The 25,374-nt window shown below is 74.8% G+C and carries 25 protein-coding genes and 3 pseudogenes; 12 read left to right on the plus strand and 16 right to left on the minus strand.

Features of this window, described 5'->3' with window-relative positions; genetic code table 11:
- Window positions 1-15: 15 nt before the first annotated feature.
- Window positions 16-312, minus strand: coding sequence for a WhiB family transcriptional regulator (locus ACSHWO_RS01355; RefSeq protein ID WP_438309686.1), 297 nt, complete (start codon window positions 310-312; stop codon window positions 16-18).
- Between the two features lie 239 nt (window positions 313-551).
- Window positions 552-1,465, minus strand: a pseudogene (locus ACSHWO_RS01360) (polyphosphate kinase 2).
- Between the two features lie 196 nt (window positions 1,466-1,661).
- Between ACSHWO_RS01360 and ACSHWO_RS01365 the strand changes: the two are divergent.
- Window positions 1,662-1,850, plus strand: coding sequence for a DUF6381 family protein (locus ACSHWO_RS01365; protein WP_385845721.1), 189 nt, complete (start codon window positions 1,662-1,664; stop codon window positions 1,848-1,850).
- A 51-nt stretch (window positions 1,851-1,901) separates the two neighbouring features.
- Here the strand turns inward: ACSHWO_RS01365 and ACSHWO_RS01370 are convergent, their stop codons facing one another.
- Window positions 1,902-2,318, minus strand: coding sequence for a CBS domain-containing protein (locus tag ACSHWO_RS01370; protein ID WP_404235994.1), 417 nt, complete (start codon window positions 2,316-2,318; stop codon window positions 1,902-1,904).
- Window positions 2,319-2,464: 146 nt separating this feature from the next.
- Window positions 2,465-3,718, minus strand: a complete 1,254-nt coding sequence (locus ACSHWO_RS01375) for a peptide ligase PGM1-related protein (protein WP_438309687.1) — start codon at window positions 3,716-3,718, stop codon at window positions 2,465-2,467.
- 130 nt (window positions 3,719-3,848) lie between these two features.
- Here ACSHWO_RS01375 and ACSHWO_RS01380 point away from each other — a divergent pair, with 130 nt between their 5' ends.
- Window positions 3,849-5,261 (plus strand): M20/M25/M40 family metallo-hydrolase, encoded by a 1,413-nt coding sequence (locus tag ACSHWO_RS01380; protein WP_438309688.1) that lies wholly within the window; start codon window positions 3,849-3,851, stop codon window positions 5,259-5,261.
- Here the strand turns inward: ACSHWO_RS01380 and ACSHWO_RS01385 are convergent.
- Together ACSHWO_RS01385 and ACSHWO_RS01390 are read right to left on the minus strand one after the other, a co-directional pair.
- Window positions 5,256-5,657, minus strand: coding sequence for a DUF2267 domain-containing protein (locus ACSHWO_RS01385; RefSeq protein ID WP_438318855.1), 402 nt, complete (start codon window positions 5,655-5,657; stop codon window positions 5,256-5,258). The genes ACSHWO_RS01380 and ACSHWO_RS01385 overlap by 6 nt on opposite strands.
- Before the next feature lie 236 nt (window positions 5,658-5,893).
- Window positions 5,894-6,322, minus strand: coding sequence for an Hsp20/alpha crystallin family protein (locus ACSHWO_RS01390; RefSeq protein WP_385845703.1), 429 nt, complete (start codon window positions 6,320-6,322; stop codon window positions 5,894-5,896).
- A gap of 278 nt (window positions 6,323-6,600) precedes the next feature.
- Between ACSHWO_RS01390 and ACSHWO_RS01395 the strand changes: the two genes are divergently transcribed.
- Window positions 6,601-6,948, plus strand: a complete 348-nt coding sequence (locus ACSHWO_RS01395; RefSeq protein ID WP_438309689.1) for a DUF6343 family protein — start codon at window positions 6,601-6,603, stop codon at window positions 6,946-6,948.
- A gap of 30 nt (window positions 6,949-6,978) precedes the next feature.
- Here the strand turns inward: ACSHWO_RS01395 and ACSHWO_RS01400 are convergent, their stop codons facing one another.
- Genes ACSHWO_RS01400 through ACSHWO_RS01415 form a run of 4 tightly spaced genes read right to left on the minus strand, consistent with a single transcriptional unit; the run spans window position 6,979 to window position 11,919 of the window.
- Window positions 6,979-7,995 carry a DUF5914 domain-containing protein gene (locus tag ACSHWO_RS01400; protein WP_438309690.1) on the minus strand — a complete coding sequence of 339 codons (1,017 nt, stop codon included), beginning with the start codon at window positions 7,993-7,995 and terminating at the stop codon, window positions 6,979-6,981.
- Window positions 7,992-9,014 carry a phytoene/squalene synthase family protein gene (locus ACSHWO_RS01405; RefSeq protein WP_438309691.1) on the minus strand — a complete coding sequence of 341 codons (1,023 nt, stop codon included), beginning with the start codon at window positions 9,012-9,014 and terminating at the stop codon, window positions 7,992-7,994. The genes ACSHWO_RS01400 and ACSHWO_RS01405 overlap by 4 nt, the downstream gene beginning before the upstream one ends.
- A complete protein-coding gene (gene crtI, locus ACSHWO_RS01410; protein ID WP_438309692.1) occupies window positions 9,011-10,552 on the minus strand; it encodes a phytoene desaturase family protein in 1,542 nt (513 codons plus the stop codon). Before crtI ends, ACSHWO_RS01405 begins: the two co-directional genes overlap by 4 nt.
- The gene (locus ACSHWO_RS01415) at window positions 10,549-11,919 is read right to left on the minus strand and encodes a polyprenyl synthetase family protein (protein WP_438309694.1); all 1,371 of its coding nucleotides are present in this window, start codon (window positions 11,917-11,919) and stop codon (window positions 10,549-10,551) included. The genes crtI and ACSHWO_RS01415 overlap by 4 nt, the downstream gene beginning before the upstream one ends.
- 230 nt (window positions 11,920-12,149) lie before the next feature.
- Here ACSHWO_RS01415 and ACSHWO_RS01420 point away from each other — a divergent pair, with 230 nt between their 5' ends.
- The 7 genes from ACSHWO_RS01420 to ACSHWO_RS01450 all read left to right on the plus strand — a co-directional run bounded on the left by ACSHWO_RS01420 (window position 12,150) and on the right by ACSHWO_RS01450 (window position 19,660).
- Window positions 12,150-13,391, plus strand: a complete 1,242-nt coding sequence (locus ACSHWO_RS01420) for a lycopene cyclase family protein (protein WP_438309695.1) — start codon at window positions 12,150-12,152, stop codon at window positions 13,389-13,391.
- Window positions 13,375-14,151, plus strand: a complete 777-nt coding sequence (locus ACSHWO_RS01425) for a methyltransferase domain-containing protein (protein WP_438309696.1) — start codon at window positions 13,375-13,377, stop codon at window positions 14,149-14,151. Before ACSHWO_RS01420 ends, ACSHWO_RS01425 begins: the two co-directional genes overlap by 17 nt.
- Window positions 14,148-15,710: an FAD-dependent oxidoreductase gene (locus tag ACSHWO_RS01430; protein ID WP_438309697.1), complete on the plus strand. Its 1,563-nt coding sequence runs from the start codon at window positions 14,148-14,150 to the stop codon at window positions 15,708-15,710. Before ACSHWO_RS01425 ends, ACSHWO_RS01430 begins: the two co-directional genes overlap by 4 nt.
- Before the next feature lie 222 nt (window positions 15,711-15,932).
- Window positions 15,933-16,475 (plus strand): Hsp20/alpha crystallin family protein, encoded by a 543-nt coding sequence (locus ACSHWO_RS01435; RefSeq protein ID WP_385845676.1) that lies wholly within the window; start codon window positions 15,933-15,935, stop codon window positions 16,473-16,475.
- The gene (locus tag ACSHWO_RS01440; RefSeq protein WP_438309698.1) at window positions 16,472-17,503 is read left to right on the plus strand and encodes an SDR family NAD(P)-dependent oxidoreductase; all 1,032 of its coding nucleotides are present in this window, start codon (window positions 16,472-16,474) and stop codon (window positions 17,501-17,503) included. The genes ACSHWO_RS01435 and ACSHWO_RS01440 overlap by 4 nt, the downstream gene beginning before the upstream one ends.
- A gap of 128 nt (window positions 17,504-17,631) precedes the next feature.
- On the plus strand, window positions 17,632-18,075 hold the full coding sequence (locus tag ACSHWO_RS01445) for an SRPBCC family protein (protein ID WP_438309699.1): 444 nt from the start codon (window positions 17,632-17,634) through the stop codon (window positions 18,073-18,075).
- Window positions 18,062-19,660, plus strand: a complete 1,599-nt coding sequence (locus ACSHWO_RS01450) for a phytoene desaturase family protein (protein ID WP_438309700.1) — start codon at window positions 18,062-18,064, stop codon at window positions 19,658-19,660. The genes ACSHWO_RS01445 and ACSHWO_RS01450 overlap by 14 nt, the downstream gene beginning before the upstream one ends.
- A 24-nt stretch (window positions 19,661-19,684) precedes the next feature.
- Here the strand turns inward: ACSHWO_RS01450 and ACSHWO_RS01455 are convergent.
- The 6 genes and pseudogenes from ACSHWO_RS01455 to ACSHWO_RS01480 form a co-directional block, all read right to left on the minus strand.
- Window positions 19,685-20,655, minus strand: a pseudogene (locus tag ACSHWO_RS01455) (zinc-binding dehydrogenase).
- A gap of 113 nt (window positions 20,656-20,768) precedes the next feature.
- Window positions 20,769-21,459 (minus strand): annotated as a pseudogene (locus ACSHWO_RS01460) (DUF6766 family protein).
- A gap of 81 nt (window positions 21,460-21,540) precedes the next feature.
- Entirely contained in the window at window positions 21,541-21,825 is a 285-nt protein-coding gene (locus ACSHWO_RS01465; RefSeq protein WP_385845660.1) for a hypothetical protein, read from the minus strand.
- A gap of 143 nt (window positions 21,826-21,968) precedes the next feature.
- The gene (locus tag ACSHWO_RS01470; protein WP_438309702.1) at window positions 21,969-22,445 is read right to left on the minus strand and encodes a hemerythrin domain-containing protein; all 477 of its coding nucleotides are present in this window, start codon (window positions 22,443-22,445) and stop codon (window positions 21,969-21,971) included.
- A 13-nt stretch (window positions 22,446-22,458) separates the two neighbouring features.
- Entirely contained in the window at window positions 22,459-22,734 is a 276-nt protein-coding gene (locus ACSHWO_RS01475) for an isoamylase early set domain-containing protein (protein ID WP_438309703.1), read from the minus strand.
- A gap of 196 nt (window positions 22,735-22,930) precedes the next feature.
- Entirely contained in the window at window positions 22,931-23,317 is a 387-nt protein-coding gene (locus ACSHWO_RS01480; protein ID WP_385845649.1) for a hypothetical protein, read from the minus strand.
- A gap of 320 nt (window positions 23,318-23,637) precedes the next feature.
- Here ACSHWO_RS01480 and ACSHWO_RS01485 point away from each other — a divergent pair, with 320 nt between their 5' ends.
- Together ACSHWO_RS01485 and ACSHWO_RS01490 are read left to right on the plus strand one after the other, a co-directional pair.
- Window positions 23,638-24,384, plus strand: coding sequence for an SDR family oxidoreductase (locus ACSHWO_RS01485; protein WP_438309704.1), 747 nt, complete (start codon window positions 23,638-23,640; stop codon window positions 24,382-24,384).
- A gap of 11 nt (window positions 24,385-24,395) precedes the next feature.
- The gene (locus tag ACSHWO_RS01490; RefSeq protein WP_438309705.1) at window positions 24,396-25,205 is read left to right on the plus strand and encodes an SDR family oxidoreductase; all 810 of its coding nucleotides are present in this window, start codon (window positions 24,396-24,398) and stop codon (window positions 25,203-25,205) included.
- Window positions 25,206-25,374: the final 169 nt, after the last annotated feature.

A 25,374-nucleotide genomic window follows, 5' to 3' on the forward strand; every position in this document is an offset into this window, starting at 1 on the left:
TCGAGCGGCGTACGGTCAGACGAGCGTGTGGGAGGCGTCTGCCAGCAGGGCGCGGCGTTCGTCCGCCGTCAGGCCGCCCCGCACGCCGTGCGGGATGCGGGCGGCGAGGGCATGGCGGCGGCACGGGATACGGACCGGGCAGCCGCCGCACACGGCCTTGGCGGCCTCCTCGCGCTCCCGGGCTGCCGCCGCGTGCTCGTGCGCGGCGCGGACGAAGACGCCGCCGTCCGCCGTTCGGCACGGCCCGTCGAGGGGCCGATCACCCTGCTGGTCGAACGATCCGGCCACGTACAGGGAGATGGTGTCAGCCACGGCCGCGGCTCCTTCCGGTGGAGGGCGGTCCGTCGTGACCGCCGGTGCGGTGCGTATCACCGCAACTCGCGCGTCCATTCCTGCCGGTAGCCGGGAAGTGCAGCCGATCGGGCTTCTTCCCCTGACGGCTGGCACCGCCTCCGGTCCGGTACGTGCCCTCGCCGAGATCGTGGCCACCGCCCAGCTGCACACCGGCGGCCCGCCGGAGCCCGTCCTCGACGCGTCCGGAGGGAGGTCCCTCACGTCGCAGTGCCGTCGTGTCCCGGGCCGGAGGCCGGGGGGTGGTGGCCGGGGCCCGTGGGCGGCCCGCCCAGCGGGGTCGGGGACAGGGCTGCCGGATCCTCGCCCGCCTCGAGGAGGGTGTCCGCCGCGCCGACGATCAAGGCGTCCGGCCGGCCGACCGCCGCTTCGTCCTTGCTGGTGTAGTCGATCTGCCACAGCAGGCTGCGCATGGCCTCCAGCCGGGCGCGCCGCTTGTCGTTGCTCTTGACGACGGTCCACGGGGCGTGGGCCGTGTCGGTGGCGCGGAACATCTCGACCTTGGCGCTGGTGTAGGCGTCCCACCGGTCCAGCGAGGCGAGATCGGTCGGCGAGAGCTTCCACTGGCGCACGGGGTCGACCTGTCGGATCGCGAAGCGGGTGCGCTGCTCGGCGCGGGAGACGGAGAACCAGAACTTGATGAGCACGATGCCGTCCTCGACGAGCATGGCCTCGAAGGCCGGGCATTGGCGGAGGAAGCGGTGGTACTGCTCGTCGGTGCAGAAGCCCATGACCACTGCCCTGCTTCCCGCTCAGTCGGCTTGTCCAGGGCCACGATCCGTGCGCCGCGCGGGTTGAGGCGCTCGGTGAAACGCTGGATGGTGCCGCCCTTGCCCGCCGCGTCCCTGCCCTCCCAGATGACCACCACCCGTGCACCGGTGTCCTTGACCCAGCGCTGCAGCTTCAGCAGCTCGATCTGCAGGATCCGCTTGGCCCGCTCGTACTCGGCCCGGCGGATCTTGCGGTCGTAGGGGTAGTTCTCCCGCCAGGTCCGGATCGGGTTTCCGCAGCCGTCCAGCAGGACCGGCTGCTCCGGACGGCTCGTATCCACGCTCAGACCCGCCAGCAGCAGCTTCTCCGGCTCCGGCTGCCCGTACCGTCCCTGCCCGTTCATGACCGCCGCCTACCCAGCCTCAACGGGGCGCTACCGCGCTTCCCGGCGCGAGGACGGAGGCGGTCCTGGTACCAGGGCGGTTCCCTCGTTCGAGGGGGAATTCCCCGTCGTACCGGCGCTGCCGCCCCTGGCCGGGGCGGTGCTGCCGCTTGGGTAGGCGGTACCAGGACGCACCAGAGAACGTTGGGGACCGACCATGAGCGTGGGAGACCAGTCCGGCGAGTCCGCCCGGCAGTTGCGTGCGAGGGCCGAGGAGTTGGAGCAGGCGGCCCAGCGCGCCACCGATGACACCGAGCGGCGCAGGCTGGCGGAGGAGGCCGTCCGGATCCGGCGTCGGATCGAGCGGGAGGACGGTCCGGAGAGCGCGACCATGGATCCCATGTAGCCGGCGGCCCGGCCGTGGCCCGGCTGCGACCGCGGTGGACGCCGTCCGGGCTCAGCCGGTCGAGAGGGCTTCCAGGAGATCGCCGACTTGCGGGTCCGGCAGTGCACGGGCCACGTCGGCCTGGGCGACGATACCGACCAGGGTGTGGCCGTCGATGACGGGAAGACGCCGCACCTTGTGCTCGGTCATCGTGCGGAGGATTTCCGATGCGTCGTCATCGGCCCCGATCGTGACGGCCTCGCCCTGGGCGAGTTCCCCCGCGGTGCACGTAGCAGGGTCCTTGCCGGCGCCGAGGACCTTCACCACGATGTCGCGGTCGGTCAGCATGCCCTTCAGCTTCTGGTCGGTGCCGCAGATCGGCAGGGCGCCGACGCCCAGGTCGGTCATTCTCTTCGCGGCCTCCATGATGGTGTCGTTGGCGCCGATGCAGGTGGCGTCCGGTGTCATGATGTCGCGGGCAGTGGTCATTGCACGTCTCCCCGGTAGTGGTGAGCAGTTGGCGCCTGCCCGCCCCACGGCGGCGTATGCGGGAGGCGGCCGCCGGCCTGAGCAGCACGCGCCGGGGACGCCGGCCCCGGCCCGGGTCGGACGGTACGGGAGACGGCGGGTCCGCCTCAGGGGGCCGAAGCCCATGTGGAGTCCAGCAGTTCCTCGTACCGGGCAACGCTGGCGTGGCTGCCGGCGAGAACCGCGTAGCGCCACGTCCGACCGTCCGAGGGGGCACCGGCGTAGAGGACCACCCCTTCGCCGCGGGCCGGGTCGTAGGCGATCCGCTGGGCGCCCAGCAGGCGTACCGCCTCGTCGAACCGGTACGGGCGCGACGTGCGCCGTGTGCCGGTCGCCCAGGCCGTCGGGGTCGTCCCGGAGGAGGCCGCGAGGCGTTGCACCAGGGCGTGCGGGGTGGTGGTCGCCGTGCGGCGGACGTTGCTCTCGCCGGCGAAGAGTTCGCCTGCGGCGGACACCATCGCGTCGAGGCCGAACGGCCCGGCGTAACCGTGCCCGGCCAGGTGCCGGCCCAGGGCGGCACCCCATTCCTCCAGCGTCGGCCCGATCTCCTCCAAGGCGGCCGGCAGCGGTGCCAGGTAGCCCGTGAAGGAGCCCTCGACGGTCCGCATCTCGCCGCTGAACACCGGCCGCGGCCCCCTGGGTCCGGTCTCCATCTGGATGCTCACCGCACGTGCCGTGTCGATGCGCTCCTCGACCACCCACAGCCCGTCCCGGCCGCCCACCGCGGGCAGGTCGTCCAGGGGGCCGGCTCCGGTGGCCGCCGGGAGGAAGCGCAGGCCGTGGCCACCCGCGGACCTGTCCGGTTTGACCACCACGCGCCCGTGGACGCGCAGCAGCTCCTCCACCGCGTCCGGCAGTTCTTCGCGGCCGCAGACGCGGCCGTCCGGAAGCTGCATGCCCAGTTCTCGCGCCGTGCTGCGGAACGCGGCCTTGGTGTTGAGCGACCCGGTGATCCGCAGGGCGGCCTCGGCCGCCTCGGCGGAGGGGAACGGTGCCACCGGCACGCCGAGGGCGTGCGCGAGCGCCACCGCCGACGAGTCCAGGGCGGTGGGGAGCACCGCGCCCGGTCGGCCCCGTGCCGCCTTCAGGACGGCCGGTACGACCCCCGGTGGCGGCCCAGGACCGCTCACCGCCTCGAAGGGCCGTGCGACGACGACCACCGACACCGACTCCGGTCGGATCCGCATCAGGCCGCAGGCGTACCTCAGGAACTCCTCTCCGACCGGTACCGGACTCACCAGGACGTCGCCCGGGCGCAGCAGCCACACGTCCCGCGGCGCTTGCTCTGCCCAGGCCCGCAGCACGTCACGTTGGGCGAGGTCGACGGCGAGGTCGGAGACCAGGTTCGCGTAGAGGATCAAGAGCTGCTTCCCTCGTCCGGGGGCAGCCGTCCTCCTACCCCGGCGACCGGCCGGTACTCCCCCGGCGGGGCCGCGGTACGGCGGGCGGTCGGGGCGGTTGACGGGGCCGGGGCCGGGCAGGCGCCCGACCATGAGCGGGGATGGTTTCACCGGGCGGGACCACGCGCCGGAGCCGGAGGTCCTCGCCGAGTGGGCGGCCGTTGCGTCCGTGTCGTCCGACCCGGCCCGTGTCCGGGACGTGCGCCGCTCGGCGCAGTGGCTGGTGGACGCGCTGCGCGGGCTGGGGTGCCCCCAGGCGGAGGTGTGGGAGACCCAGGGCCTGCCGGCGGTCTACGGCTGCATGCCGGCCGCCGATCCGGCCGCGCCCGTACTGCTGGTGTACAGCCACCACGACGTCCATGCCGCCGACCCCACCGAATGGCGGCTGGGCTCGCCCTTCGTGCCCGTGCTGCGGGACGGCCTCCTCTACGGCCGGGGCGTCTCCGACGCCAAGGGGCAGGTCATGTGCCACCTGTGGGGCCTGCGGGCGCACCTGGCGCGGTGCGGCCCCTCAGGCCCGGCCGTGACGGTGAAGTTCCTGATCGAGGGCGAGGAGGAGATCGGCTCCGTGCACCTGGCCGACCTCCTTTCGGAGCATGCCGGGCAGCTCGCGGCCGACGTGGTCATGGTGTCCGACACCATGCTGTGGTCCTTGGACCGGGCGGCGGTGTGCACGGCGGTCCGCGGGTCGGTCACCGCCACGCTCACGGTGTGCGGCGCCCGCCGGGGCGTCCACAGCGGTGCCGTCTCCGGCGCCGCCGCCAACGCGGCCTCGGAGCTCTGCCGGCTGCTGGGCTGCCTGCACGACGGGGCCGGGAGGGTGACGCTGCCCGGGTTCTACGACGCGGTGGCCGAAGTCCGCCCCGCGCGCCGCGCGTCGTTCGACGCCCTGCCCTTCGACAGCCGCACGTGGCTCGCGGACACCGGCACCTTCACGGCCGACGGCGAAGCGGGATACAGCGTGCCCGAGCGCTTGTGGGCCCGGCCCTCGGCCGAAGTGGCCCGGGTCACCGCGGGCCGCACCGACGTGCCGGCGCTCGGGGTGATCCCCGCCGAGGCGAGCGCCGACCTGTTGCTGCGGCTGGTCCCCGAGCAGCGGGCCGATCAGGTGGCCGAACAGCTGCGGGAGTGGCTGGCACGGCGCCGCCGCGAGGGGTACGCATACCGGCTCGAGGTGTCCTCGACCATCTCGGATCCGTACGAGACACCGCCCGACGACCCGGCGTTGGCCGCCCTCGCCCGCTCCGTCGGCCGCGCCTACCGGTCCCCCGTCCTGACGATCGGCAACGGGGGCGCCGCCCCGGCGGCGCAGCTGGCGCGCGCGTGCGACGCGCCGGTGCTGTTCTTCGGAACCGGTCTGCCCGGGGACCGCTGGCACGGTCCCGACGAGCGGGCCTCGCTCGACGCCCTGCGCCTCGGTGTCGAGGTGATCGCCGCGTTCCTCGCGGAGCTGCCCGCGGGGCGGCGTGACGGGGGCGCGGTAGCGGTCCCCGGGGGGTCATGAAGACCGGCTTGCGGTGGGGTCGAACTGTCCGAAGAGCAGGGCGTAGCCGCCGGGCAGGCTGCGCAGGATGCGCGCCAGCAGGTCGGGTCCCGCGAGGCGGGCCACGACGGCGAGGACGGCGCCGGTGTCCCAGCGGGCGGTGGCGGGGCTGACTCCGGCGCGGGTGGCGATGTCCTTGACGAAGCCCCAACCGGTGAGCCGGTCGAACTCGGGGACCTGGGCGGTGAGGGTCAGGGCGGCTTCGGTGGGGAGGCGGCCGGCCAGGTCCACCCGCTCCTGGCCGGTCAGCCGGCGGCCGAGGGCGGCGAGTACGCGGTGGACGGCTTCGGCCGTACGGCCGGCGTCGGGGTAGGCCCCTTCGTACTGCACGGCGTGCAGCATCTGCTCGTAGGTCATGTCCGGGGCCGGCCGGTGCGTGGCGAGCTGGTCGAACACGGGTCGTCTTGCCTTTCGTTGCGAGAGGGAGGACGGCTTGGGGCCCTCACGGGCGGGAGCCCGGGTCAGGCGGGCGGGGGTTTCGGCCGAAACGACCCGCGCGTCGCGGCCGGGCCCTCGGGTGGTCCCTGCGGGGCGAAGGGCTGGGCGGGGGAAGGGGAGGGGCTTGTTGCCCCTCCCCTTCCTGGACCGGGGGGTCAGCTGCTGAGCTGCTTCCGGCTGCCGTCGCCGATCGCGACCTTCCGCGGCTTGGCGCGCTCGGCGATCGGGATGCGCAGGGTCAGCACGCCCGCCTCGTAGTCGGCGTCGATGTGCTCGGTGTCGAGGGTGTCGGCCAGCATGACCTGCCGCGAGAAGACGCCCAGCGGGCGTTCGGAGAGCTCCATCTGGGCCTGGTCCGACCTCGGGGCGGGCCTGCGTTCGGCCTTGACGGTCAGCATGTTCCGTTCGACGTCGATGTCGATGGCGTCCTTGGCGACGCCCGGGAGGTCGAAGGCGATCACGTACGCGTCGCCGTCGCGGTACGCGTCCATCGGCATCGCGGACGGCTTCGACCAGGTGCCCGGGCCCAGCAGCTGCTGGGTGAGACGGTCGATCTCACGGAAGGGGTCGGTGCGCATCAGCATGGAAAACACCTCCTGATGTGTCTGCAGCGGATGCCAGTGCGCTTCAGGTGACTCTGTTGTAACACGTCATCGAAACGATGACAAGCAAGTCGTTCACCGGATGGACGACATGTTTATTGTCAGCAAAAGGGTGACACCTGGGCGCTACCGCGCCGCTCACGCCGGGACCGGATCCCCGTCCCTGGCATGAAACCGCCGAGCCCGGACAGACGCCCCGTCCGAGCACGGGCCCCTACGGCGCCCTTGCGCGCACGTCCAAGCCGCGGGAGGTGATCGGCATGCCGTCCGACCGCAGGAATCTCCATCCCACCAGTGGGCGCGCGGCCGACCGCCGTGCGCGCGCCGCAGCCGCGCGGTGGCGCCACGACGGTTCGGAGGCCCGCTGGGCGCGCAGCGACCTGCGCCTGCGGCGCGTGCTGTCGCTCGTCTTCGCGCCCGTCTTCGCGGTCGCAGGAGCTCTGCTGTTGTTCCTGGGCTCCCACGCCTCCGCGCATGCGGCGCCGTCCCCCGGCGTCTACACCTCGCTGGCCGCAGCCTGCTTCGCGCTGACGGCGGTGGCTCTCCTCGACCTGTACGCGATCAAGCGGCGGACCCGCGAGCAGAACCGCTGGCACCGGGGTTCCTGACGGCCCGCCGCGTCCCGCAGCGGCCTCCGGTCAGCCCGGCCAACGGCCCGAGGAGCGCAGGGTCCAGCGGCGTTCGGCGTAGGCGAGGTCGTCGCGCCAGAGCCGGCCCGCCGCGGCCCTCACGAACGGGCGCAGGAGCGGGGCGGCGCGGCGTGCCGCCGCGAAGCCCGGCCGGTCGGACGTGGCCACGACGGCTTCCACCACCGCGGTGCGGGGCCGCCCGAGGGAGTCCGGGCCGAGCGGGGTGGCGTGCGTCTCCACGACGGACCCCCGTCCCTCGCCGTGGGTGATCCGCATGACGACCGTACGCGGTCCGGGAGCCGTGAAGACGGCGCGGACGGGGACGACCAGCCGCCCGGCGACCTTGAAGGACACGTCCACCGCGAAGGCGTCGTCCTCGACGGCGGCGTCGGACGCCGCGGCCGCCTCGGGGGTGCGGACGACGCTGAGGTCGACGAAGGAGTACGGATGGAACCAGGCGCCGTGCCAGGGGTCGAGGCGGTTGGCCAGGACGTCCTCGGGCTCGCAGGCGCCCACCGCGGTGTACACGGCGGTGAGCGCCCCCGCCGGGCTCGGGCGCTCGGGCACCGGCGGGCGGTCGGTGGGATTCTGCGCGCCCTCGTCCAACCGCACCCAGAGCAGTACCCCGTCGTCGTGGGCCGGCCACGGCTGCCAGCCGGCGAACGGCCGTCCGGTCAGGGCCAGTCCGTGCCAGTGGCACACGAGGGTCCCGCAGCGGACCGGGCTGTCGGCCAGTGGCGCGCCCAGGTGGGGGCAGCTGCCCGGACCGGCCACGAGGCGTCCACCGGCGTCCCGCCACAGCACCACCTCGCGGCCGGCGACGGTCCGGGCCAGGGGCCGGTCGGGTCGCAGGGCGCGCGAGTCGCCGACGACGTACCAGTTGCCGCAGGGCCGGGCCAGGGCCCGCTTGAGGGCGTCGGCGATCAGGGCGGGCCGTGCCTCGCGCCACGTCGGGCGCTGCAGCTCCCAGGCGACCGGGTTCCGGCGCACGCGGAGCGGCGGCCGGAAGCGCCGGGCGGGCTTCACGCCACCTCCCGGTGTGCCGGGTGCGGCGCGGCGGACGGGTCGGTCGGCGCCGGCGCTGCGGGGCCAGGTGGTGCGCCCGGGCCCCGGCGGGCGGCGGCGCGGGCCGCGGTCGCCCTCAGCAGGCCGTTCGCGGCCACGAGGGCGCGTCGTCGCCGGGGCACCACGGCGCGGCGGTCGAGTACCCGGTACCCGGTGGCGGCCACGGCGTCGAGGATCTCCCCGTAGAGGGTGAAAGCCGTGCGGATGCAGGGCCGGGAGACCGGGTCGAGCATGCCGATGCCCGGTGCGGCCCGCCGGTAGGCGGTGCGGGTGAGGCTCTCGAACGCCTTGAGTGCGGCGGTGACCCGGCTGTCGGTGCGGCCGGTGTCCCGGCAGTGGCGGAGCAGGTCGTGGTGGACGCCGTGGGCGCCGAGGAGGTCCTGCGGGAGGTAGACGCGGCCGCGGTCGAGGTCCTCTCCCACGTCGCGCAGGAAGTTCGTCATCTGGAAGGCGACGCCGAGCTCGGCGGCGTGGGGTGCGGCCTCCTCATGGGGCGTCACGGTGCCGAGCACGGGCAGCATCTGCAGTCCGATCACCGCTGCGGAGCCGTGCATGTAGCTCCGCAGGGCCGTGTGGTCGGGATACGAGGTGACGGTCAGGTCGCTGCGCATGGAGGTGAGGAAGTCGGCGAGGAGCTGGTGGGCGATGCCGTGGCGGCGCACGGTGTCGGTGAGCGCCCGCACCACCGGCTCGGCTCCGGCGCCGCCGGCCAGGCCGCGGGCCAGGTCGTCCTCCAGCCGGTCCAGGGCGAGGGCGCGTGCGGCCGGCCCGGCGTCGCCGCCCGGGCCGTCGACGATGTCGTCGGCCCAGCGGGCGAATCCGTAGAGGGCGTGGACGGCGGGCCGCCGCCCGGGGGTGAGCAGGCGGGTGGCGAGGAAGTAGGTGCGGCCGTGGCGGGCGTTCAGCTCGCGGCAGCGGGTGTAGGCGCTGCGCAGTGCCGGGTCGGTGATGCCCGCGGCGTCCAGTTCCCGGGCGGTCATGGACGGGCTCCTTCCGTGCGGGGCCGGGGATTCGGGCGCCGGGAGGCGGTGGTGCGGTCGGCTCCGGTGATGCGGGTGGCCGCCAGCCTTCCCGACAGCAGGACCGGCGGCACTCCCACTCCGGGGGTGGTGCCGCAGCCGGCGAGGACGGCGTTCACCGTTCCGCGGACCAGGTTGCGGGGCCGGAACGGGCCGGTCTGGGAGAAGGTGTGGGCGGCGGAGAAGGGCGTGCCGGCCGCATGCCCCCGTGCGGTCCAGTCGGCGGGGGTCACCAGGCATTCCTCCTCGATCGCCTGGGCGATGCCGTCGAGTCCGCGGCGTTGCAGGACGTCCAGCAGCGCGTCGCGGTAGCGGGGCCCGAGGGAGTTCCAGTCGGCGGGGCCGGGCCCGATGCCCGTGTGGGGGCAGGGCGCGAGGACGTAGTGGAGGTGGCGGCCCGGCGGGGCGAGGGCGGGGTCGGTGGCGGTGGGCCGGGTGATCAGCAGGGAGGGGTCGCTCATCAGCTCGCCGGTGCGGGTGAGTTCGTCGAAGGTGCGCCGCCAGGCGCTGCCGAAGGACAGCGTGTGGTGGGCCAGTTGCGGCCAGGTGCGGTCGCAGCCCGCGTGCAGGACCACGGCCGAAGGGGCGTGGCGCAGCCGCACCGGGCGGCGCGGTGTGCGGCCGAGGAGGCGGTAGGCCTCGGGCAGGTCCGGGGTGAGGACGACGCTGTCGCAGGCGATGCGCTCCTCGTCCGTGACGACCGCGGTGATCCGGTCGCCGCTGCGTTCGAGCCGGGTGACGGGGCTGTCGTAGTGGAAGACCGCGCCGGCCTCCTCGGCCGCCTCGGCCATGGCCTTCGGCAGGGCGTGCATGCCGCCGCGCGGGAAGTGGACTCCGGCGACCGTGTCCATGTAGGCGATGACCGCGTAGGCGGCCAGCGCACGTGCAGGGGGCAGGCCGGCGTACAGGGCCTGGAAGGTGAAGACGCGGCGGAGGCGCTCGTCGCGCAGGTGGCGGGCGATCGCGGTCTCCCAGCGGCCGAAGCCACCCAGCAGGGCCAGCCGCAGGAGGTCGGGGCCGAGCAACTGCCAGGGCGAGTCGAAGTCGGCGTCGAGGAAGCGGTGCCGTTCGGCGCGGTACAGGTCGGTGAGCCAGCGGCGCAGCCGGCGGTAGCCTGCCGCCTCGGCCGGCCCGGCGAAGCGTTCGACCTCCGCCTCCATCGCCTCGGCGCCCGTGTGGACGTCGAGGGTGCTGCCGTCGGCGAAGTCGGCCCGGTAGGCGGGGTGCAGTGGGACGAGCTCGACGCGGTCGCGCAGCGAGGAGCCGACCGCGGCGAACGCCTCGTCGGCGATCTCCGGCATGGTCAGGACGGTGGGGCCGGTGTCGAAGTGGTAGCCGCCGCGGACCAGCCTGCCGGCGCGCCCGCCGGGGCCGGGGTCCCGTTCGACGACGGTCACCCGGCGCCCGGCGCCGAGCAGGTGCAGGGCCGCGGACAGTCCGGCCAGGCCGGCGCCGACGACGACCACGTGGTCGGTCGGCCCCTCCGGGGCGCCGGTCACCGGCCTTCCTCCGCACCCGGGGCGGCGGTCGCCGCTCCGTCGGGCGGGCCGTCGGGCGGCCGGTGACACCCGGCGGCGGGCGGCACGCCCGCTGTTTCGGCGAGGAGGGCGTGGAGCGTCGCCGCGGCGGGGCCCGACACGAGGCCGGCCGCGACGAGATGGCCGCGGGCCCGGCGGTCCAACCGTTCGATCCTCTCGCGGACCAGGTCGCGGGTGCCGTCGGCGGTCAGAACGTCGCGGACCCGGTCCAGGTCCTCCTCGGTGAGGTCGGCGCGGCCCAGCGACGCGTCCAGGACACCGAGCGCGGCCGGGTCCCCGGCGGTCGCGGCGCGGGCGCGGGCGACGGCCATGAGGTAGGTGGGCTTGCCGGCGCGGACGTCACCGCCGGACGGCTTGCCGGTGGCGCGGGGGTCGGCGAAGAGGTCGTCGAGGTCGTCGCGCAGCTGGAAGGCGAGCCCCGCGCAGCGCCCGGCGCGGCCGAGCGCCCGTGTGACGGCCGGCTCGGCGCCGGCGAGGGCGGCCCCCAGTTCCAGGGGACGTGCCACGGTGTACAGGGCGCTCTTGAAGCAGGCCGCGTGGAGCGCCCGGGCGACGGTCACGTGCGCGGTGGCCTGGCCCTGCACGTCGAGGTACTGCCCGGCGACCATCTCGGTCCGCGTGGTGCGCCACAGCTCGCGGACGCGGTGCACGGCCCCGGGCGGCAGCGCGCCGCCGTCCAGCAGGAGGTCCGTCACGGCGTCGTCCGCCCACGCGAGGGCCAGGTCGCCGGCGAGCACGCCCGCCGCGTCGCCCAGCCGCCGGGCCCCGCCGGGCGTGCCCGCGGCGTACTGGCGGGCGACGGCCGCGTGCAGTGCGGGGCGGCCCCGGCGGGTCGGCGCGCCGTCCATCACGTCGTCGTGGACGAGCGCACAGGTCTGCAGGAGCTCCAGTGCCGCGCCCGCCCGCAGCGCCGCCCGGACCTGGTCGCGGTCGCCGCCACCGCAGGCGCGCAGGGACCACCACAGCAGCCGGGGGCGGGTGCGGTGCCCGGCCCGCAGGGTGAGGTCGGTGATACGGCGTACGAGGTCCCGGGTGAAGAGCGCGCCCAGCCGGTCGCAGTGCGCCAGTCGGGTGGCGAGGAGGCCCTCCAGGACCGTGTGGACCGCCGCAGCGACGTCGCGGTCGACCGCTGCCGCATCGGAGCGGGACCCGCCGCCGCGGGCGGTCCGGTCGGCGGCCGCCGCGTGGTGGCCGGTGGTCGCACCGCCCGGCGGCCGGCAAGCCCCGGCGCCCGGCGGCCCCGCGGCAGCAGCGGGTGCGACCGAGGGGGTGCGCCCTGCTCCCGAAAGGGGTGCCGTGCACCGGAGCGTCGCCTGGGTGGAGCTCATCGCGGTTCCTCTCGGCCGACGTCCCGTTCCTTGCCAAGACACATTCCGCGCGGGACGCCGAACCGGATGCGCCGATCGGTTGAGAAGTCGGGGACGCGGCCCCGGGGGGTGACGACACGCCCTGCTCAGCATCCGTCAGCCCCTCCCGGCCGGAACACTGGGCAGCAGGCGCGCGGGCGCGGTCCTCCGCGGGCTGCCAGGGACCCGGGCGCGCGGAGCAGGGAGCAGCGGTGGTGGATGTGACGGCCGACGTCGCCGTGGTGGGAGCCGGAGCGGCGGGGCTGTCGCTGGCGCTGCGGCTGGCCCGGCCGCCCGCGGGCGCCGGACCGCTGGACACGGTGCTGCTCGCCGCCCCCGCGGGCCCGGCCCGCGCCGCCCCGCGGACCTGGTGCTTCTGGGAGGCGGGGGGCGGCCCGTACGACGAGGTGCTGGCCGCGTCCTGGCAGCGGCTGCGCGTGCGGGGCACCGGCGGGTCGGGGGTGACCGCGGCCATCGCCCCGCTCCACTACAAGATGCTGCGCTCCGAGGCCCTGGAAGGACTGGCGGAGCGTGAGATCGCGGCGAGCGGACGGGTGTCGCGGGTCGAGGCGGCCGTCGAGCGGATCGCGCCGACGCCGGACGGCGCCCTGGTGCACGCCCGGCGTGCCGGTGGCGGCCGGGTCACCGTCCACGCCCGATGGGTGTTCGACTCCCGTCCGCTCGGCCTTCTCCCGCCCGCACGCACGACGCTGCTCCAGCACTTCCGCGGCTGGTTCGTCCGGACGGAGCGGCCGGCTTTTGATCCCGGGGTGGTGGAACTGATGGATTTCCGGACGCCGCAGCCGTCGCACGGGCTCTCCTTCGGCTACGTGCTGCCCGTCGGCCCGCGCGAGGCCCTCGTCGAGTACACGGAGTTCTCCAGCCGGGTGCTCGGCCGCGCCGCGTACGACCGTGCGCTGCGGCACTACGCGCAGCGGGTGCTCGGCCTGGACCGCTACGAGGTCACCGGGCGCGAGCAAGGGGTGATCCCGATGACGGACGCCGAGTTCGCCCGGCAGAGCGCGCCCGGCGTGTTCCGGATCGGCGCGTGCGCCGGGGCCACCCGCCCGTCGACCGGGTACACGTTCAGCGGCGTGCAGCGACAGACGCGCGCCGTGGCCGCCGCCCTGCACAGCGGACGGCACCCGCTGCCGCCGCGGGCGCACTCCGCCCGTGCCCGCCTCATGGACGCGGTGCTGCTGCACGCGCTCGCGGGCGGCCGCATCGACGGCCCCGCCTTCTTCACCCGTCTCTTCACGCGCGTGCCCGCGGCGCGGCTGCTGCGGTTCCTGGACGGCCGCACCAACCTGGCGGAGGACCTCGGGATCGGCGCGCACGTACCCGTCGCAGCGATGCTCGCCTCCGCCGTCACCCTCCCCTTCGTCCCGCGCCGTGCCCTTCCCGCCCACCGCCCGACCGACACCGGAGCCGAGCCACATGCCCCTTCTGCGTGACGCCCACCTGGCCGACGCCTTCGACCACGCGGCCCGCAGCTACGACACGCTCGTGGCCGCCAACCCCGGCTACCACGCCCACCTGCGCCGCTCGGCCCGGCGGCTCGGCCTCCCGCCGGACGGCGGGCAGCTGCGGGTGCTGGACCTGGGCTGCGGCACGGGGGCGTCCACGGCGGCCTTGGCCGCCGTGCTGCCCGGCGCGGACATCACGGCCGTCGACGCCTCGGCGGGCATGCTCCGGCGCGCCGCCGACAGGACCTGGGCGCGGCCGGTGCGGTTCGTGCACACGCCGGTGGAGCGGCTGGACGAGGCGGGGGTGAGCGGCCCCTTCGACGCGGTCTTCGCCGCCTACCTGCTGCGCAACGCCGCCGATCCGGACGCCGTGCTCGCCACCGCGCTCCGGCTGCTCGCGCCGCACGGCCGCCTGGCGGTGCACGAGTACGCACTGAGCGGGCGGGCCGCGCACCGGGCGGTGTGGAACGCGGTGTGCGGCGGTCTCGTGCTGCCGGTCGCCTCACTGCTCGGGGACGGCCCCCTCTACCGGCACCTGTGGCGCAGCGTCCGCGCGTTCGACACGGCCGGCGCCCTGGGCCGCCGGGTGGCGCGGGCCGGCTTCGAGAGGGTGCGCGTCCTGCCGCTGCCCGGCTGGCAGACCGGCATCACCCACACCGTGGTGGCGCGCCGGCCGGCCGGCGACCCCGCCCTCGGGGACGCCCGGTCCGACGGCTCGGTCACGACGGGCGAGGAGGCGAGGCGATGACCCACGGCACGCCACGGCCCTCCGGGCGCCCCGGCCGGGACCGGCTGGCGCGGCTGGTTCCCGCGCCGCCCGGAGCGGCCCGCGCCGATCCCGCCGCCGCACCGCGCGCCGCGGTCGTCGGCGGCGGCATCGCCGGGCTGACCGCGGCCACGGCGCTGGCCGAACGCGGGGTGCGGGTCACCCTGTACGAACGCGAAGAGGTGCTCGGAGGACGGCTGGCCGGCTGGCGCACCCGGCTCGCCGACGGGAGCACGGTGACGATGAGCCGGGGCTTCCACGCGTTCTTCCGCCAGTACTACAACCTGCGCGCCCTGCTGCGCCGCACCGACCCGGCCCTGACCCGGCTCACCGGCCTGCCCGACTACCCCCTGCGCCATGCGGGCGGCGGCCGGGACAGCTTCCGCCACGTGCCGCGCACACCGCCGCTGAGCGCGGTCGGCTTCGCCGCGCTCAGCCGCTCCTTCCGGGCACGCGACCTGGCCCGGATGGACGCCCGGGCCGCGCTGCCGCTGCTGGACGTGCGGGTGCCCGGCGTGTACGACCGGCTCGACCGTACGAGCGCCCACGACTTCCTGGAGGCGATCCGCTTCCCTGCGGCGGCCCGCCACCTGGCCTTCGAGGTCTTCTCCCGCAGTTTCTTCGCCGACCCCCGGTTGCTGTCCGCGGCGGAGATGGCGCTGATGTTCCACATCTACTTCCTGGGGTCTTCCGAAGGGCTGCTGTTCGACGTGCCCGACGAGCCGTTCCCGCAGGCCCTGTGGGAGCCGCTGGCCGGCCACCTGACCCGTCTCGGGGTGGACCTGCGCACCTCGGCCGCGGTCGAGACGGTCACGGCCCGGCCCGGCGGCGGCTTCACCGTGGCAGGCGGCGGCTTCGAGGAGGGCTGCGACGCCGTGGTGCTCGCCCTGGACCCGGGGGGCCTGCGGGCCTTGGCGGCCCACTCCGCGAGCCTGGGCGACGAGCGGTGGCGCGGGCAGGTGACGCGTCTGCGGTGCGCGCCGCCGTTCCTCGTCTCCCGGCTCTGGCTGGACCGGCCCGTGCGCCCCGACCGCCCCGGCTTCCTCGGCACCAGCGGATACGGACCGCTGGACAACGTCAGCGTCCTGAACCGGTGGGAGGGCGAGGCCGCGCGCTGGGCCGCCCGTACGGGAGGGTCGGTGCTGGAGCTGCACGCGTACGCGCTGCCCTGCGACACCGACCGGCAGGTGCGGCAGAAGGAACTCCTGGCGCAACTGCACCGCATCTATCCGGAGACGCAGGTGGCCAGGACGGTGGACGCCCGCCACGAATGGCGTGCCGACTGCCCGCTCTTCCCGGTCGGCGGGTACGGCGACCGGCCCACCGTGCGCACGCCCACGCCGGGCCTGGTCGTGGCCGGCGACGGCGTGCGGACCGGACTGCCCGTCGCGTTGATGGAACGGGCGGCCACCAGCGGCTTCCTCGCGGCCAACGCCCTGCTGGGCGGCTGGGGTCTGCGCGGTCACCCGTTGTGGACGGTGCCGGTCCGGGGCCGCACCGCAGTCCTGCGGTGGGCGGCCCGCACGGCGTACGGCCGGTGAGGCGCCCGCGGCCGTGGGGGCGGGGGCCGCTCCGGACTGCTGCGCCGCCGCTGCCACCGCCGGCTGCGGCCCGGGCCGCGGGGCCGGGCCGGGCCGGGCGGGTTTGGCCGCTGGTGGCGCGGTTAGTCGCCCTGTACCGGAAGGCGCTCCCGCCCCGGGACCCGGACGGAGGTGAAGGGGATGGCACGGCTCATCCGACGCTGCGCAGGCAGTCCTGGCAGAGTGCTCCGAGCCCTGGCGCCGCTCGGCGACCTCGACAGGGTGCGCGAACAGACGGGACGGTTCCTGGAACGGGCCGCACCACCCGGAACGGGTGGCGGAACCTGGCTCCCCGCGTCCGAGGAGGACGAGCGCGACGGCTCCTTCGTCCTCAAGCTCGAACTCCCCGGCTACCCCGCCGACAGCATCGACATCGAGGTGGAGGACGGCCGGCTGACCGTCACCGGCGACCTGCCGGAGGAAGACCGCGCCAGGGTGCTCAGCCGCCGGCAGGGCCGTTTCGTGTTCCGCACCGGCCTGCCCGCCGGGGCCGACCCCGAGCGCTGCCGGGCCACCCTCGACAGCGGCGTCCTGACCGTGACGGTGCCCCGGGCCGCACGGCAGCGGCGCCGCAGGATCGAGATCGGGCAGGGACCCGCCGGTCAGCAGCACGGGAGCAGCGGACTCCCCCGCGAGAACGACGGCATGTCCCCGGTCGAAGCACACAACACCTTCGTGGCCGGCGCCACCGCTCAGGCCTCCGAACCACGCACTCCCCGACCGTGACGTCTTTCGTTCCGGTCGGCATGAAGGCGGCGCTCGCGGGTCGGAGGCAGGGCGTGAGGATGCGCCGTGCCGTCGTCGTCATCACCGGCGCTTCGAGCGGGATCGGACGGGCCACCGCCGTGGAGTGCGCACGGCGCGGCGCCCGCGTGGTCCTGGCGGCCCGCAGCGCCGCCCAGTTGGAACAGGTCACCGAGGCGTGTCGGCGTCGGGGCGGCGAGGCGTTCGCCGTGCCCACGGACGTGACGGACGAGGCGGCCGTGGAGGCTCTCGCACGCCGCGCGGTCGACGGGTTCGGCCGGATCGACGTATGGGTCAATGCCGCGGGGGTGGGCATCCTGGGACGGTTCGACCAGGTGCCGGCGCGGGACCTGCGCCGACTGATCGAAGTGAACGTCCTCGGTGCAGTCCACGGGGCCAGGGCCGCCGTCACCGTCATGCGCCGGCAGGGCCACGGAGTCGTGATCGACGTGGCCTCCCTGCTCGGCGGCCGCGTCACGGCACCGTACGTGGGCGGCTACGCCCTGTCCAAGGCGGCGCTCATCACGTTCGACGAGGTGGTGCGCGGGGAGCTGGCCCTCATGGGGGAACGGCGGATCCGGCTGTGCACGGTGTTGCCCGCGGGGGTGGACACACCGTTCTTCCGCCATGCCGCGAACCACACCGGGCGCGTGCTGCGCTCCCTGCCGCCCGTCGCCACCCCCGAACGCGTCGCCCGTGCGATCGCCGGTACCGCCCGCCGCCCCCGCAGCCGGGTGCTGGTCGGCCCCTACGCCCGCCTGCTGGTCGGCGCCCGGGCCCTGTGCCCCGCGGTGGTGCGGCGGACCGTGGCGTGGCGTACCGATCGCGCCTACTTCGGCGGCGGACCGCAGGAGGCCACCTCCGGAATCCTGGAGGTGCCCTGCGGGCCGGACGCCGCCGTGCACGGCGGACGCCACGCCCGGCTGAGGACGGCTGCCCGCGGGGCGGCCGCGGCCGCCGCCGCCCTGGGAGCGCTGCACGCCGTACGCGCCGTACGCCCGGCCGGGTAGTCGTCGGCCGCCCGGCCGGCCGGCCGACACCCGGGACCGGGGAGCAGCAGACCGGCGGGCGTGAGGTGTCCGCCGGGCGGGTAGACGCCCGACTCCTACAGGCTCGGCCCCCGATCGGGGAGGCAATCATGGCAGTGCAGCACCGGCTTGTGCCGTGCCCGCCGGAACGGGTGTGGCAGGTCCTGTCCGACGGGAACCGGTACGCGAAGTGGGTGGTGGGCGCGCACAGCGCCCGGGAGGCGGACGACAGGTGGCCGCTGGAGGGGGCCGTGCTGAAGTACCAGGTCAAACTCGGCCCGCTGCGGTACGAGGGCGAGACCGTCGTGCGCGTCAACGAGGCACCGGACCGGCTGGAGCTGGAAGCCGTCGCGGGAGACGCGAGCGCGCGCATCGCCATCGAGGTGCGGCCGTGGGGAGGGGAGACCCTGGTGGTCGTGGACGAGCATCCGCTGCGCGGCCGGGGCTGGTCCTTCCACCACGCGGCCATCGACGCCGTCGCCCAGCTGCGGCACCGCCTGCTGCTGGCGCGGCTGGCCCGCGAATGCGAGGACGGCGGCCATGGCCGACCCTGACGCGGTCGTGATCGGCTCCGGCCCCAACGGGCTGGTCGCGGCCAACCTCCTGGCCGACGCCGGCTGGCAGGTCGTGCTGCTGGAGGCACGGCCCGTACCGGGTGGCGCGGTGCGCAGCGACCGCGGCGTCGACGCGGCGTACGTCCATGACGTGTTCAGCGCCTTCTACCCGCTGGCGGCGGCCTCACCGGTGATCAGGCGGCTCCGCCTGGAGGACCACGGGCTGCGCTGGAGCCGTGCGCCCGTCACCGTCGCGCACCCGCTGACCGACGGGCGCTGCGCCGTCCTCGCCGCCGACCCCGAGGCCACGGCGGCCTCACTGGAGCGGTTCGCCCCAGGTGACGGGGCCGCGTGGTTGCGGCTGTGCCGACTGTGGGAGCGGATCGGCGACGATCTGCTGGACTGCCTCTTCACGCCGTTCCCGCCGGCCCGCGCGGCCGGCAGGCTGGCGGTCCGGCTCGGCTACGCCGAAGGCCTGCGGGTGGCGCGCACCATGGTCCTGCCGGCGCGGCGGCTCGGCGAGGAGGAGTTCGCGGGCGCGGGCGGGCGCCTGCTGATCGCGGGCAACGCCCTGCACGCCGACCTGGCGCCCGAGTCGGCGCTCGGCGGCGGATTCGGCTGGATGATGTGCATGCTCGGCCAGAAGTACGGCTTCCCGGTGCCGCGCGGCGGCGCACAGGCCCTGACCGATGCCCTCGTGAGCCGCTTCACGGCGCACGGAGGTGTGCTGCGGTGCGGTCAGGAGGTGACCGAGGTACTGGTGCGGGGCGGGCGGGCCGTTGCCGTCCGTACGGTCGACGGCACGCTGGTCGGGGCGCGCAGAGCGGTGCTCGCCGCCCTGCCGGCACCGGTGCTCTACGAGCGGCTCCTCCCCCCGGAAGCGCTGCCCGAGCGCCTGAGGAGCGATCTGCGGCGGTTCCAGTGGGACTTCTCCACCGTCAAGGTCGACTGGGCGTTGGCCCGGCCGGTCCCCTGGGCGGTGGAGGGCCCGCGCACGGCGGGAACGGTCCACCTCGCCGACAGCGTCGACGAGCTGACCCTCCTGGCCGCGCAGATCGCCATGCGCCAGGTGCCGAGCACCCCGTTCACGGTGTTCGGGCAGATGACGACGGCGGATGCGAGCCGGTCCCCCGCGGGCACCGAGTCCGCGTGGGCGTACACGCACGTCCCGCAGGACATCGCGGGCGATGCGGGCGGGGACGGCATCACCGGCCGCTGGGACGAGCGGGAGAAGGAAGCCATCGCCGCCAGGATCGAGGCGCAGATCGAACGCTACGCCCCGGGGTTCACCGCCTCGGTCCGCGCCCGCCGGATCCTCGCCCCGCCCGACCTCGAACGCCTCAACCCGGCCCTGGTGGGCGGCGCCGTCAACCAGGGCACCACCAACCTGCACCAGCAGCTCGTCTTCCGCCCGCTCCCGGGCACCGGACGGCCCTCCACCCCCGTCGCCGGGCTCTATCTCGCCTCCGCCACGGCGCACCCCGGAGGCGGAGTCCACGGGGCGCCCGGAGCCAACGCAGCCCGGACCGTCCTCTCCGCCCACCGGCCGCTGCCCCGGCTACGCCGGAGCCGCAGCCGCCGCTGAGCGGCAGATGCGTCCCGGCAGGGTTCAGGGGCGGAAGAGGACCTTCACGGTGTTCTGCCGCTTCTTCTGGAAGTCCGCGTAGGCGTCGGGCGCCTCGTCCAGGGGGAGGTGGTGGGTGGCGAAGCCTTCGACGCCGAGCGGGTCGCCGTCGGTCAGCAGCGGCATCAGGTCGTCGACCCAGCGCCGGACGTTGGCCTGTCCCATGCGCAGCTGGATCTGCTTGTCGAACATGGTGAGCAGCGGCAGCGGGTCAGCCGTTCCCCCGTACACGCCCGACAGGGAAATGGTGCCGCCGCGGCGGACGAGGTCGATGGCCAGGTACAGGGCCCCGAGCCGGTCGACGCCGGCCTTCTTCATGAGCACGGCCGCCAGGGCGTCGGGCAGGAACCCCGTCGCGGTCTGGACGGCCTTGGCCAGTGCACTGCCGTGGGCCTCCATGCCGACGGCGTCGATCACTGCGTCCGGGCCGCGGCCGCCGGTCGCGTCGCGTACGGCGTCGACGAGGCCGTCGCCGAGCTGGGCGAGGTCGTAGACCTCCACTCCGCGTTGCTTCGCCCTCGCCAGACGGGTGGGGACGAGGTCGATGCCGAAGACCCTGGCCCGCTGGTGGGCGGCGATACGGGTGCACATGTCGCCGATGGGGCCCAGGCCGAGCACGGCGACGTTGCCTCCGGGGGGTACGTCGGCGTAGGCGACGGCCTGCCACGCGGTGGGCAGGACGTCCGAGAGGAAGACGAACCTTGGACGACGACGCGGTTGCCCGGCGCGAGCGTCTTCACCTCGGGTCCGACCTCGACGACCACTCCCATCGGTTCGTGGCCGAGGACGTCCCCCGGGTCGAGGAAGGGGCCCAGCACCTCGTACAGGTGCAGGTCCGATCCGCACAGTCCGGTGGTCGTCACCTCGATCACCGCATCGGTGGGATCGACGATCCGCGGATCCGGAACGGTCTCCACCCGTATGTCGCGGCGGGCCTGCCAGGTCACGGCTTTCATCGCGCCTCCTCTGCCACGACTCCGAAGTCCGGATCAGCACGCCTACCCCGTCTCCCCGCCGGAACGCCCGCGCACGGCGCCGGGGTGGCCGGCGGAGCCACCGGGGCGGGCGGTCAGCCCTCGATGCCGGTGGTGGTGTGGGGGGCGCCGACGGGTTTGGATTCCGGAGAGCCGCGCTGGCGGAGGTAGATGGACAGCACGACCATGGCCGCGACCGCGAGGAGCTCGGACTGCCAGTTCTGCAGCGTCCGGTTCCAGAAGTCCGGGGTGGCGAGGTAGCCGGTCCAGGTGACGGGGTCTTCGAGCTGGCGGAGCTGCTGGCCGTTGTAGGCGGCGGTGCCGGTGATGGACTGCGCCAGCCACGACAGCACGAACAGGCCGCCCCAACCCGAGCGAGCGGGAGTAGACGGCCTGCCGCCAGTCCCCGGTCCCCGCCCACCGGGGGGAGTCGGACCGCGCGTGGTCGCCCATGCGCTGTTCCTCGTCGCTCTCCGGGCCAGCCTTGTGGATCTCCTTCGACTCCGGCGAGCCGCGTTGCACGAGCCAGACGGTGCCGAAGATGTAGAGGAAGAACTGCAGGAACTCCGACTGCCAGTTCTCGGTCACGTCCACGGCGAAGTCCGAGGAGGTCAGGTAGTCGCCGAAGCCGAGCGGCTGCATGCCGTCCACGGTGAGCTGCTCGTTGAACTCGGCATGGCCGACGACGGCCTGGCAGGCCAGCGTCAGCAGGAAGGCGCCTCCGAAAGCCAGCGTCAGGCTGTTGTCCCGCCAGAAGCCGCCCCGTCGTTCACGGCCGTCCGTCATCGCTGCAGCACCCCGATGGTGATGAAGTAGCCCAGTCCGCCCAGGATCACCACGAGGGTGGTGATGAACAGACCGCGCATGTCAGCCCCCCTTGACCAGGCACTGGTAGGGACGGTCCGACTGCGGTGTGCACCCCGCGGCCACCACCTTCCACCCGTCGGGGAACAGCGACAGGAACAGGGTGTCCCCCGACATCCGCGCCATCGCCTGTCTGCCGTACGCCCGGACGTCCCGAAGGCCGCCGGCAGGGGGCAGCTGCTCGCTGCTGAGCGCTTGCGGGCAGCTCTGCCGGGCGTCCTGCTCCAGCTGTCGGCGGGTGGCCGGGGCGAGCAGGGTGCAGGCGCGCAGCTGGTCTCCGACGGCCACGGCCTGTTCGAAGGCCACACCCGCCCGGCCGGCGGCTGCCTCCCGTGATGGGGGCGCAGAGCAGGCGCACGCCGCGAGGGCGGAGGCGCACCACACGAGCAGCGCCCGCCTGCGGCGCGGGGACCGGGACGGTGGCGGCCGCGTCACTTCGAGTCGGCGCTGGGCACGGCCAGCGGGTCCCGCGGTGCGTCGTCCTTCGCCGCCCGGAGCTGTTCGCCGAGCTCGACGAGCCGGTTGCGGCCCATGGCCTTGCGTACCTCCGGGAACCAGTCCTGCTCCTCCTCCTCGACGTGGTGGCGGACCTGTTCCATCAGCACGCTCATCTTGGCCTTGAACCGCTCGTCCGCCGGGTCCATGTCCTTGAGTTCCGACAGCATCCACACCACCGCGTGGTGCTCCTCGATGCTCTCCAGGACGTGATCGATGGTGTCGGGCGCGGCCTCGCGAGCGGCGGGGTAGAAGTACTGCTCTTCGATCCAGGCGTGGACGGTGAGTTCCTCGATCACCTTGTCGGCGATCTCGCGGCGGTCCGCGGTGTCCTCGTCGCCGGTCTTCTCGAACTGTTTGAACAGCTTCTCGACCGTCTTGTGGTCATCGCGCAGCAACACGATGGCGTCCATGGCCGGCAGCCCGTCAGGTGTGGAGGCGGCTGTTGGCACCGTCGTGGCCGTCGGCCTGGTCCTCGTCGAACCAGTAGTCGCCGGCAGCGAGGTAGCGGAAGGAGTGGCTGCCGTTGGCGGGCAGCGCGACCGTGGCGACACGGGTACCGTCACCGCGGGGACGCAGGGGGTGCGCGGAGGGATTCCAGTGGTTGAAGTCCCCGACCACGCTCACCGGTCCTTCGGGGCTGTCCTCGGGAAGGACGAAGGTGACCTGGGTACGGCCCTTGAGCTGCTTGCGTTCGAGCACCGGAAGACTCCCGAGGGTGGCTGGCAGGAATGAGGTCCCTGCACCGTCGCACGGCCGTCCGCCGCGGGTTCCGTACACGCCGTCGGCAGCGGCGGCCGTCACCCGCTCGGCCGCCGGGCCGCACGCCGGCGACCGCCCCGACCGAACACGTGTCGGGGCGGTCCCCTCTCTTTCACGGCCGGTGGAGGAGCCGGGATCAGCCGGGGCGCAGCCGCTTGGGGCCGTCCTTCTTCTCGACGCCGGTGAAGGCGGACTCGTCCTTGCCGCCGCTGGGGCGCTGGGAGCGTCCACGGGACCCCAGGTCGTGGTGACCCTTCGGGCCGCCGGGCTCGGCCAGGTCCTCGCCGCTGCGCGTGCTGCCCTTCACCGGTACGCCCTCGTCGGCCTTGCCGGTCTGCGGGTTCTTGCGGGCCTTGCGGGAGCCGCCCCCGTGCTTCTCCGGCGGGTCGAAGGAGCGCCGGGCACTGGGGTTCTCCTGGGTGTGCGTCGCGTCGACGTCGGGTGACCAGCCGTGCTGCTCGGTGCCTTCGTGCCGACTGGGTCCCTCACCGTGGGGGACGTGCGACTTCGGACTCGTGGCCATTACAGCCACCTCCCGGTTCGGGGTGTTCGGTCGCCGGGCGCCTGCCCCGCACCCGGCCGGGCAACCGCGGCGGCGGCCGCTTTCACCCAAACGGCTGCGGCACCGCCAGGGGTGCCGTCCGGGTCGCTGCCCGTGACCGGGCCCGCTGCGCCGGAGGACCGCGAAGAACCCGCCCGAGGGGCTGGCTCCGCCCCGCCCAGCGGCCTAACCCCGCGCGCCCGCCCCGGCCCGGCTGCCCACAGTGGGGGGTACCGGCGATCAACGGCAGCCGCCCGCCCGGGCAGAAGGCCGCCCCCCGCCGGACCGACGAAGGGGACAGCATGAGCAGCGCGGTACAGGTGGACCTGACGGGCAGGCAGGCACTCGTGACGGGCGGTGCCCGGGGGCTGGGCGCGGCCATCGCGCGCCGGCTCGCCGCGGCCGGGGCCGACGTCCTCGTGGCCGACGTACGCAAGGACCTCGCCCAGCAGCTCTGCGCCGACGTGGTGGTGGCCGGCGGCCGGGCCCGGTTCGTCGAGATGGACGTCTGCGACGCGGACGCCGTCGCCGCCGTCCTGCGGGACATCGAGGAGGACGGCCGGTCGGTCGACATCCTGGTCAACAACGCCGCCGTCGACGTGTCCAAATCGGTCGAACACCTGACGGCGGACGAGGTCACCCGGGTGGTGACCACCAACCTGCTCGGACCGATGTACCTGTGCCTGCAGACCTACCGCCGCATGGTCACCGCCGGTGGCGGTCACATCGTCAACATCCTCTCCACCGCGGCCAACCGCACCTGGACGGAGGCCGGACCGTACGCGGCGAGCAAGGCCGGGCTGCGCGCGTTCACCCACACCCTGTTCAAGGAGGCCCAGCGCGACTGCACGGGCATCGGGGTGACCGGGGTCATCGCGGGCGGCATGGAGACCCCGTTCATCACGGACCGGTTCCCGGACGCGGACGTCAGCCTGCTGCAGAGCCCGGAGATCGTGGCCGACACCGTGCTGTACGCGCTCTCCGTGCCTCCGGGCAGCGTGGTGGGCGAGCTGGTCGTCGTACCGCGTCGGGAGCCGTCCTGGCCGTGAGGGGGACCACCATGATCAGTCCGCTCGATTTCTCCCCCACCACGGCGGTGGTCACCGGCTCCGACTCCGGGATCGGCCGTGCCGTCGCGGTGCGGCTGGCCGCCGCCGGCATGGACGTCGGCATCACCTGGCACCTGGACGAGGCGGGGGCCCAGCGCACCGCCGAGGAGGTCAGGAGCAGGGGCCGGCGAGCCGCCGTCGCCCGGCTGGACCTGGCGGACCTCCCTACCGCCGCCGACGTGGTCGACCGGCTCGCCGACGAACTCGGCCGCATCGACGTCCTCGTCAACAACGCGGGCATCGGCACCGCCACGCCCTTCCTCGAACTGGACCTCGCCACCGTCCGGGAGGTCCTCGACGTCGACCTCGTGGGCCCGCTCCTGTGCGGCCAGCGGGCCGCCCGCCGCATGATCGGGCAGGGTGGTGGAGGCCGGATCGTCAACGTGACCTCGGTCCACGAGCACCAGCCCCGCGTGGGCGCGGCACCGTACTGCGCCGCCAAGGGCGGGCTGGGCCTGCTGACCCGGGTGATGGCACTCGAACTCGCCGAACACGGCATCACCGTGAACTGCGTGGCGCCGGGCGAGATCGCCACGCCGATGACCGGCCAGGAAGACCGGGACGTCCGGGCGGAGCCGCGTCCGGGCGTGCCCGCCGGCCGGCCCGGCGACGCCCGGGAGGTCGCCGCCGTCGTCGCCTTCCTGACCGGTCCCGACGCCTCGTACGTCACGGGCGCCTCGTGGCCGGTCGACGGCGGCATGCTGCTGATGGGACCGATGGCCGGGTCGCACCTGGACCACGACCGCTGGCGCCGGCCGTGACCGGCAGCTGCCCGGGGCGGCGCACACGCCGGTGCCGCGCGCGGTGCAGGGGCCGGCCGGTCGCATGCCGCGCCGTAGGGGCCGGCCGGCGCCGTTCGGCGCCGGTGCCCGGCCCCGGCGGGCCCTTCGTCACACAGGGTGATTCACCGGAACGCGCGGCGTGCCGCGC

Source organism: Streptomyces pallidus (ex Mingjun et al. 2026) (assembly GCF_051550185.1).
Lineage (GTDB): Bacteria > Actinomycetota > Actinomycetes > Streptomycetales > Streptomycetaceae > Streptomyces.

What these genes read in the sequence shown, in the direction of transcription:
- ACSHWO_RS01365 (WP_385845721.1), top strand. Translation starts at nt 1,662, where the DNA reads ATGAGCGTGGGAGACCAGTCCGGCGAGTCCGCCCGGCAGTTGCGTGCG.
- ACSHWO_RS01370 (WP_404235994.1), bottom strand. Translation starts at nt 2,318, where the DNA reads ATGACCACTGCCCGCGACATCATGACACCGGACGCCACCTGCATCGGC.
- ACSHWO_RS01380 (WP_438309688.1), top strand. Translation starts at nt 3,849, where the DNA reads ATGAGCGGGGATGGTTTCACCGGGCGGGACCACGCGCCGGAGCCGGAG.
- ACSHWO_RS01385 (WP_438318855.1), bottom strand. Translation starts at nt 5,657, where the DNA reads ATGACCTACGAGCAGATGCTGCACGCCGTGCAGTACGAAGGGGCCTAC.
- ACSHWO_RS01390 (WP_385845703.1), bottom strand. Translation starts at nt 6,322, where the DNA reads ATGCTGATGCGCACCGACCCCTTCCGTGAGATCGACCGTCTCACCCAG.
- ACSHWO_RS01395 (WP_438309689.1), top strand. Translation starts at nt 6,601, where the DNA reads ATGCCGTCCGACCGCAGGAATCTCCATCCCACCAGTGGGCGCGCGGCC.
- ACSHWO_RS01405 (WP_438309691.1), bottom strand. Translation starts at nt 9,014, where the DNA reads ATGACCGCCCGGGAACTGGACGCCGCGGGCATCACCGACCCGGCACTG.
- ACSHWO_RS01415 (WP_438309694.1), bottom strand. Translation starts at nt 11,919, where the DNA reads ATGAGCTCCACCCAGGCGACGCTCCGGTGCACGGCACCCCTTTCGGGA.
- ACSHWO_RS01425 (WP_438309696.1), top strand. Translation starts at nt 13,375, where the DNA reads ATGCCCCTTCTGCGTGACGCCCACCTGGCCGACGCCTTCGACCACGCG.
- ACSHWO_RS01430 (WP_438309697.1), top strand. Translation starts at nt 14,148, where the DNA reads ATGACCCACGGCACGCCACGGCCCTCCGGGCGCCCCGGCCGGGACCGG.
- ACSHWO_RS01445 (WP_438309699.1), top strand. Translation starts at nt 17,632, where the DNA reads ATGGCAGTGCAGCACCGGCTTGTGCCGTGCCCGCCGGAACGGGTGTGG.
- ACSHWO_RS01450 (WP_438309700.1), top strand. Translation starts at nt 18,062, where the DNA reads ATGGCCGACCCTGACGCGGTCGTGATCGGCTCCGGCCCCAACGGGCTG.
- ACSHWO_RS01470 (WP_438309702.1), bottom strand. Translation starts at nt 22,445, where the DNA reads ATGGACGCCATCGTGTTGCTGCGCGATGACCACAAGACGGTCGAGAAG.
- ACSHWO_RS01480 (WP_385845649.1), bottom strand. Translation starts at nt 23,317, where the DNA reads ATGGCCACGAGTCCGAAGTCGCACGTCCCCCACGGTGAGGGACCCAGT.
- ACSHWO_RS01485 (WP_438309704.1), top strand. Translation starts at nt 23,638, where the DNA reads ATGAGCAGCGCGGTACAGGTGGACCTGACGGGCAGGCAGGCACTCGTG.
- ACSHWO_RS01490 (WP_438309705.1), top strand. Translation starts at nt 24,396, where the DNA reads ATGATCAGTCCGCTCGATTTCTCCCCCACCACGGCGGTGGTCACCGGC.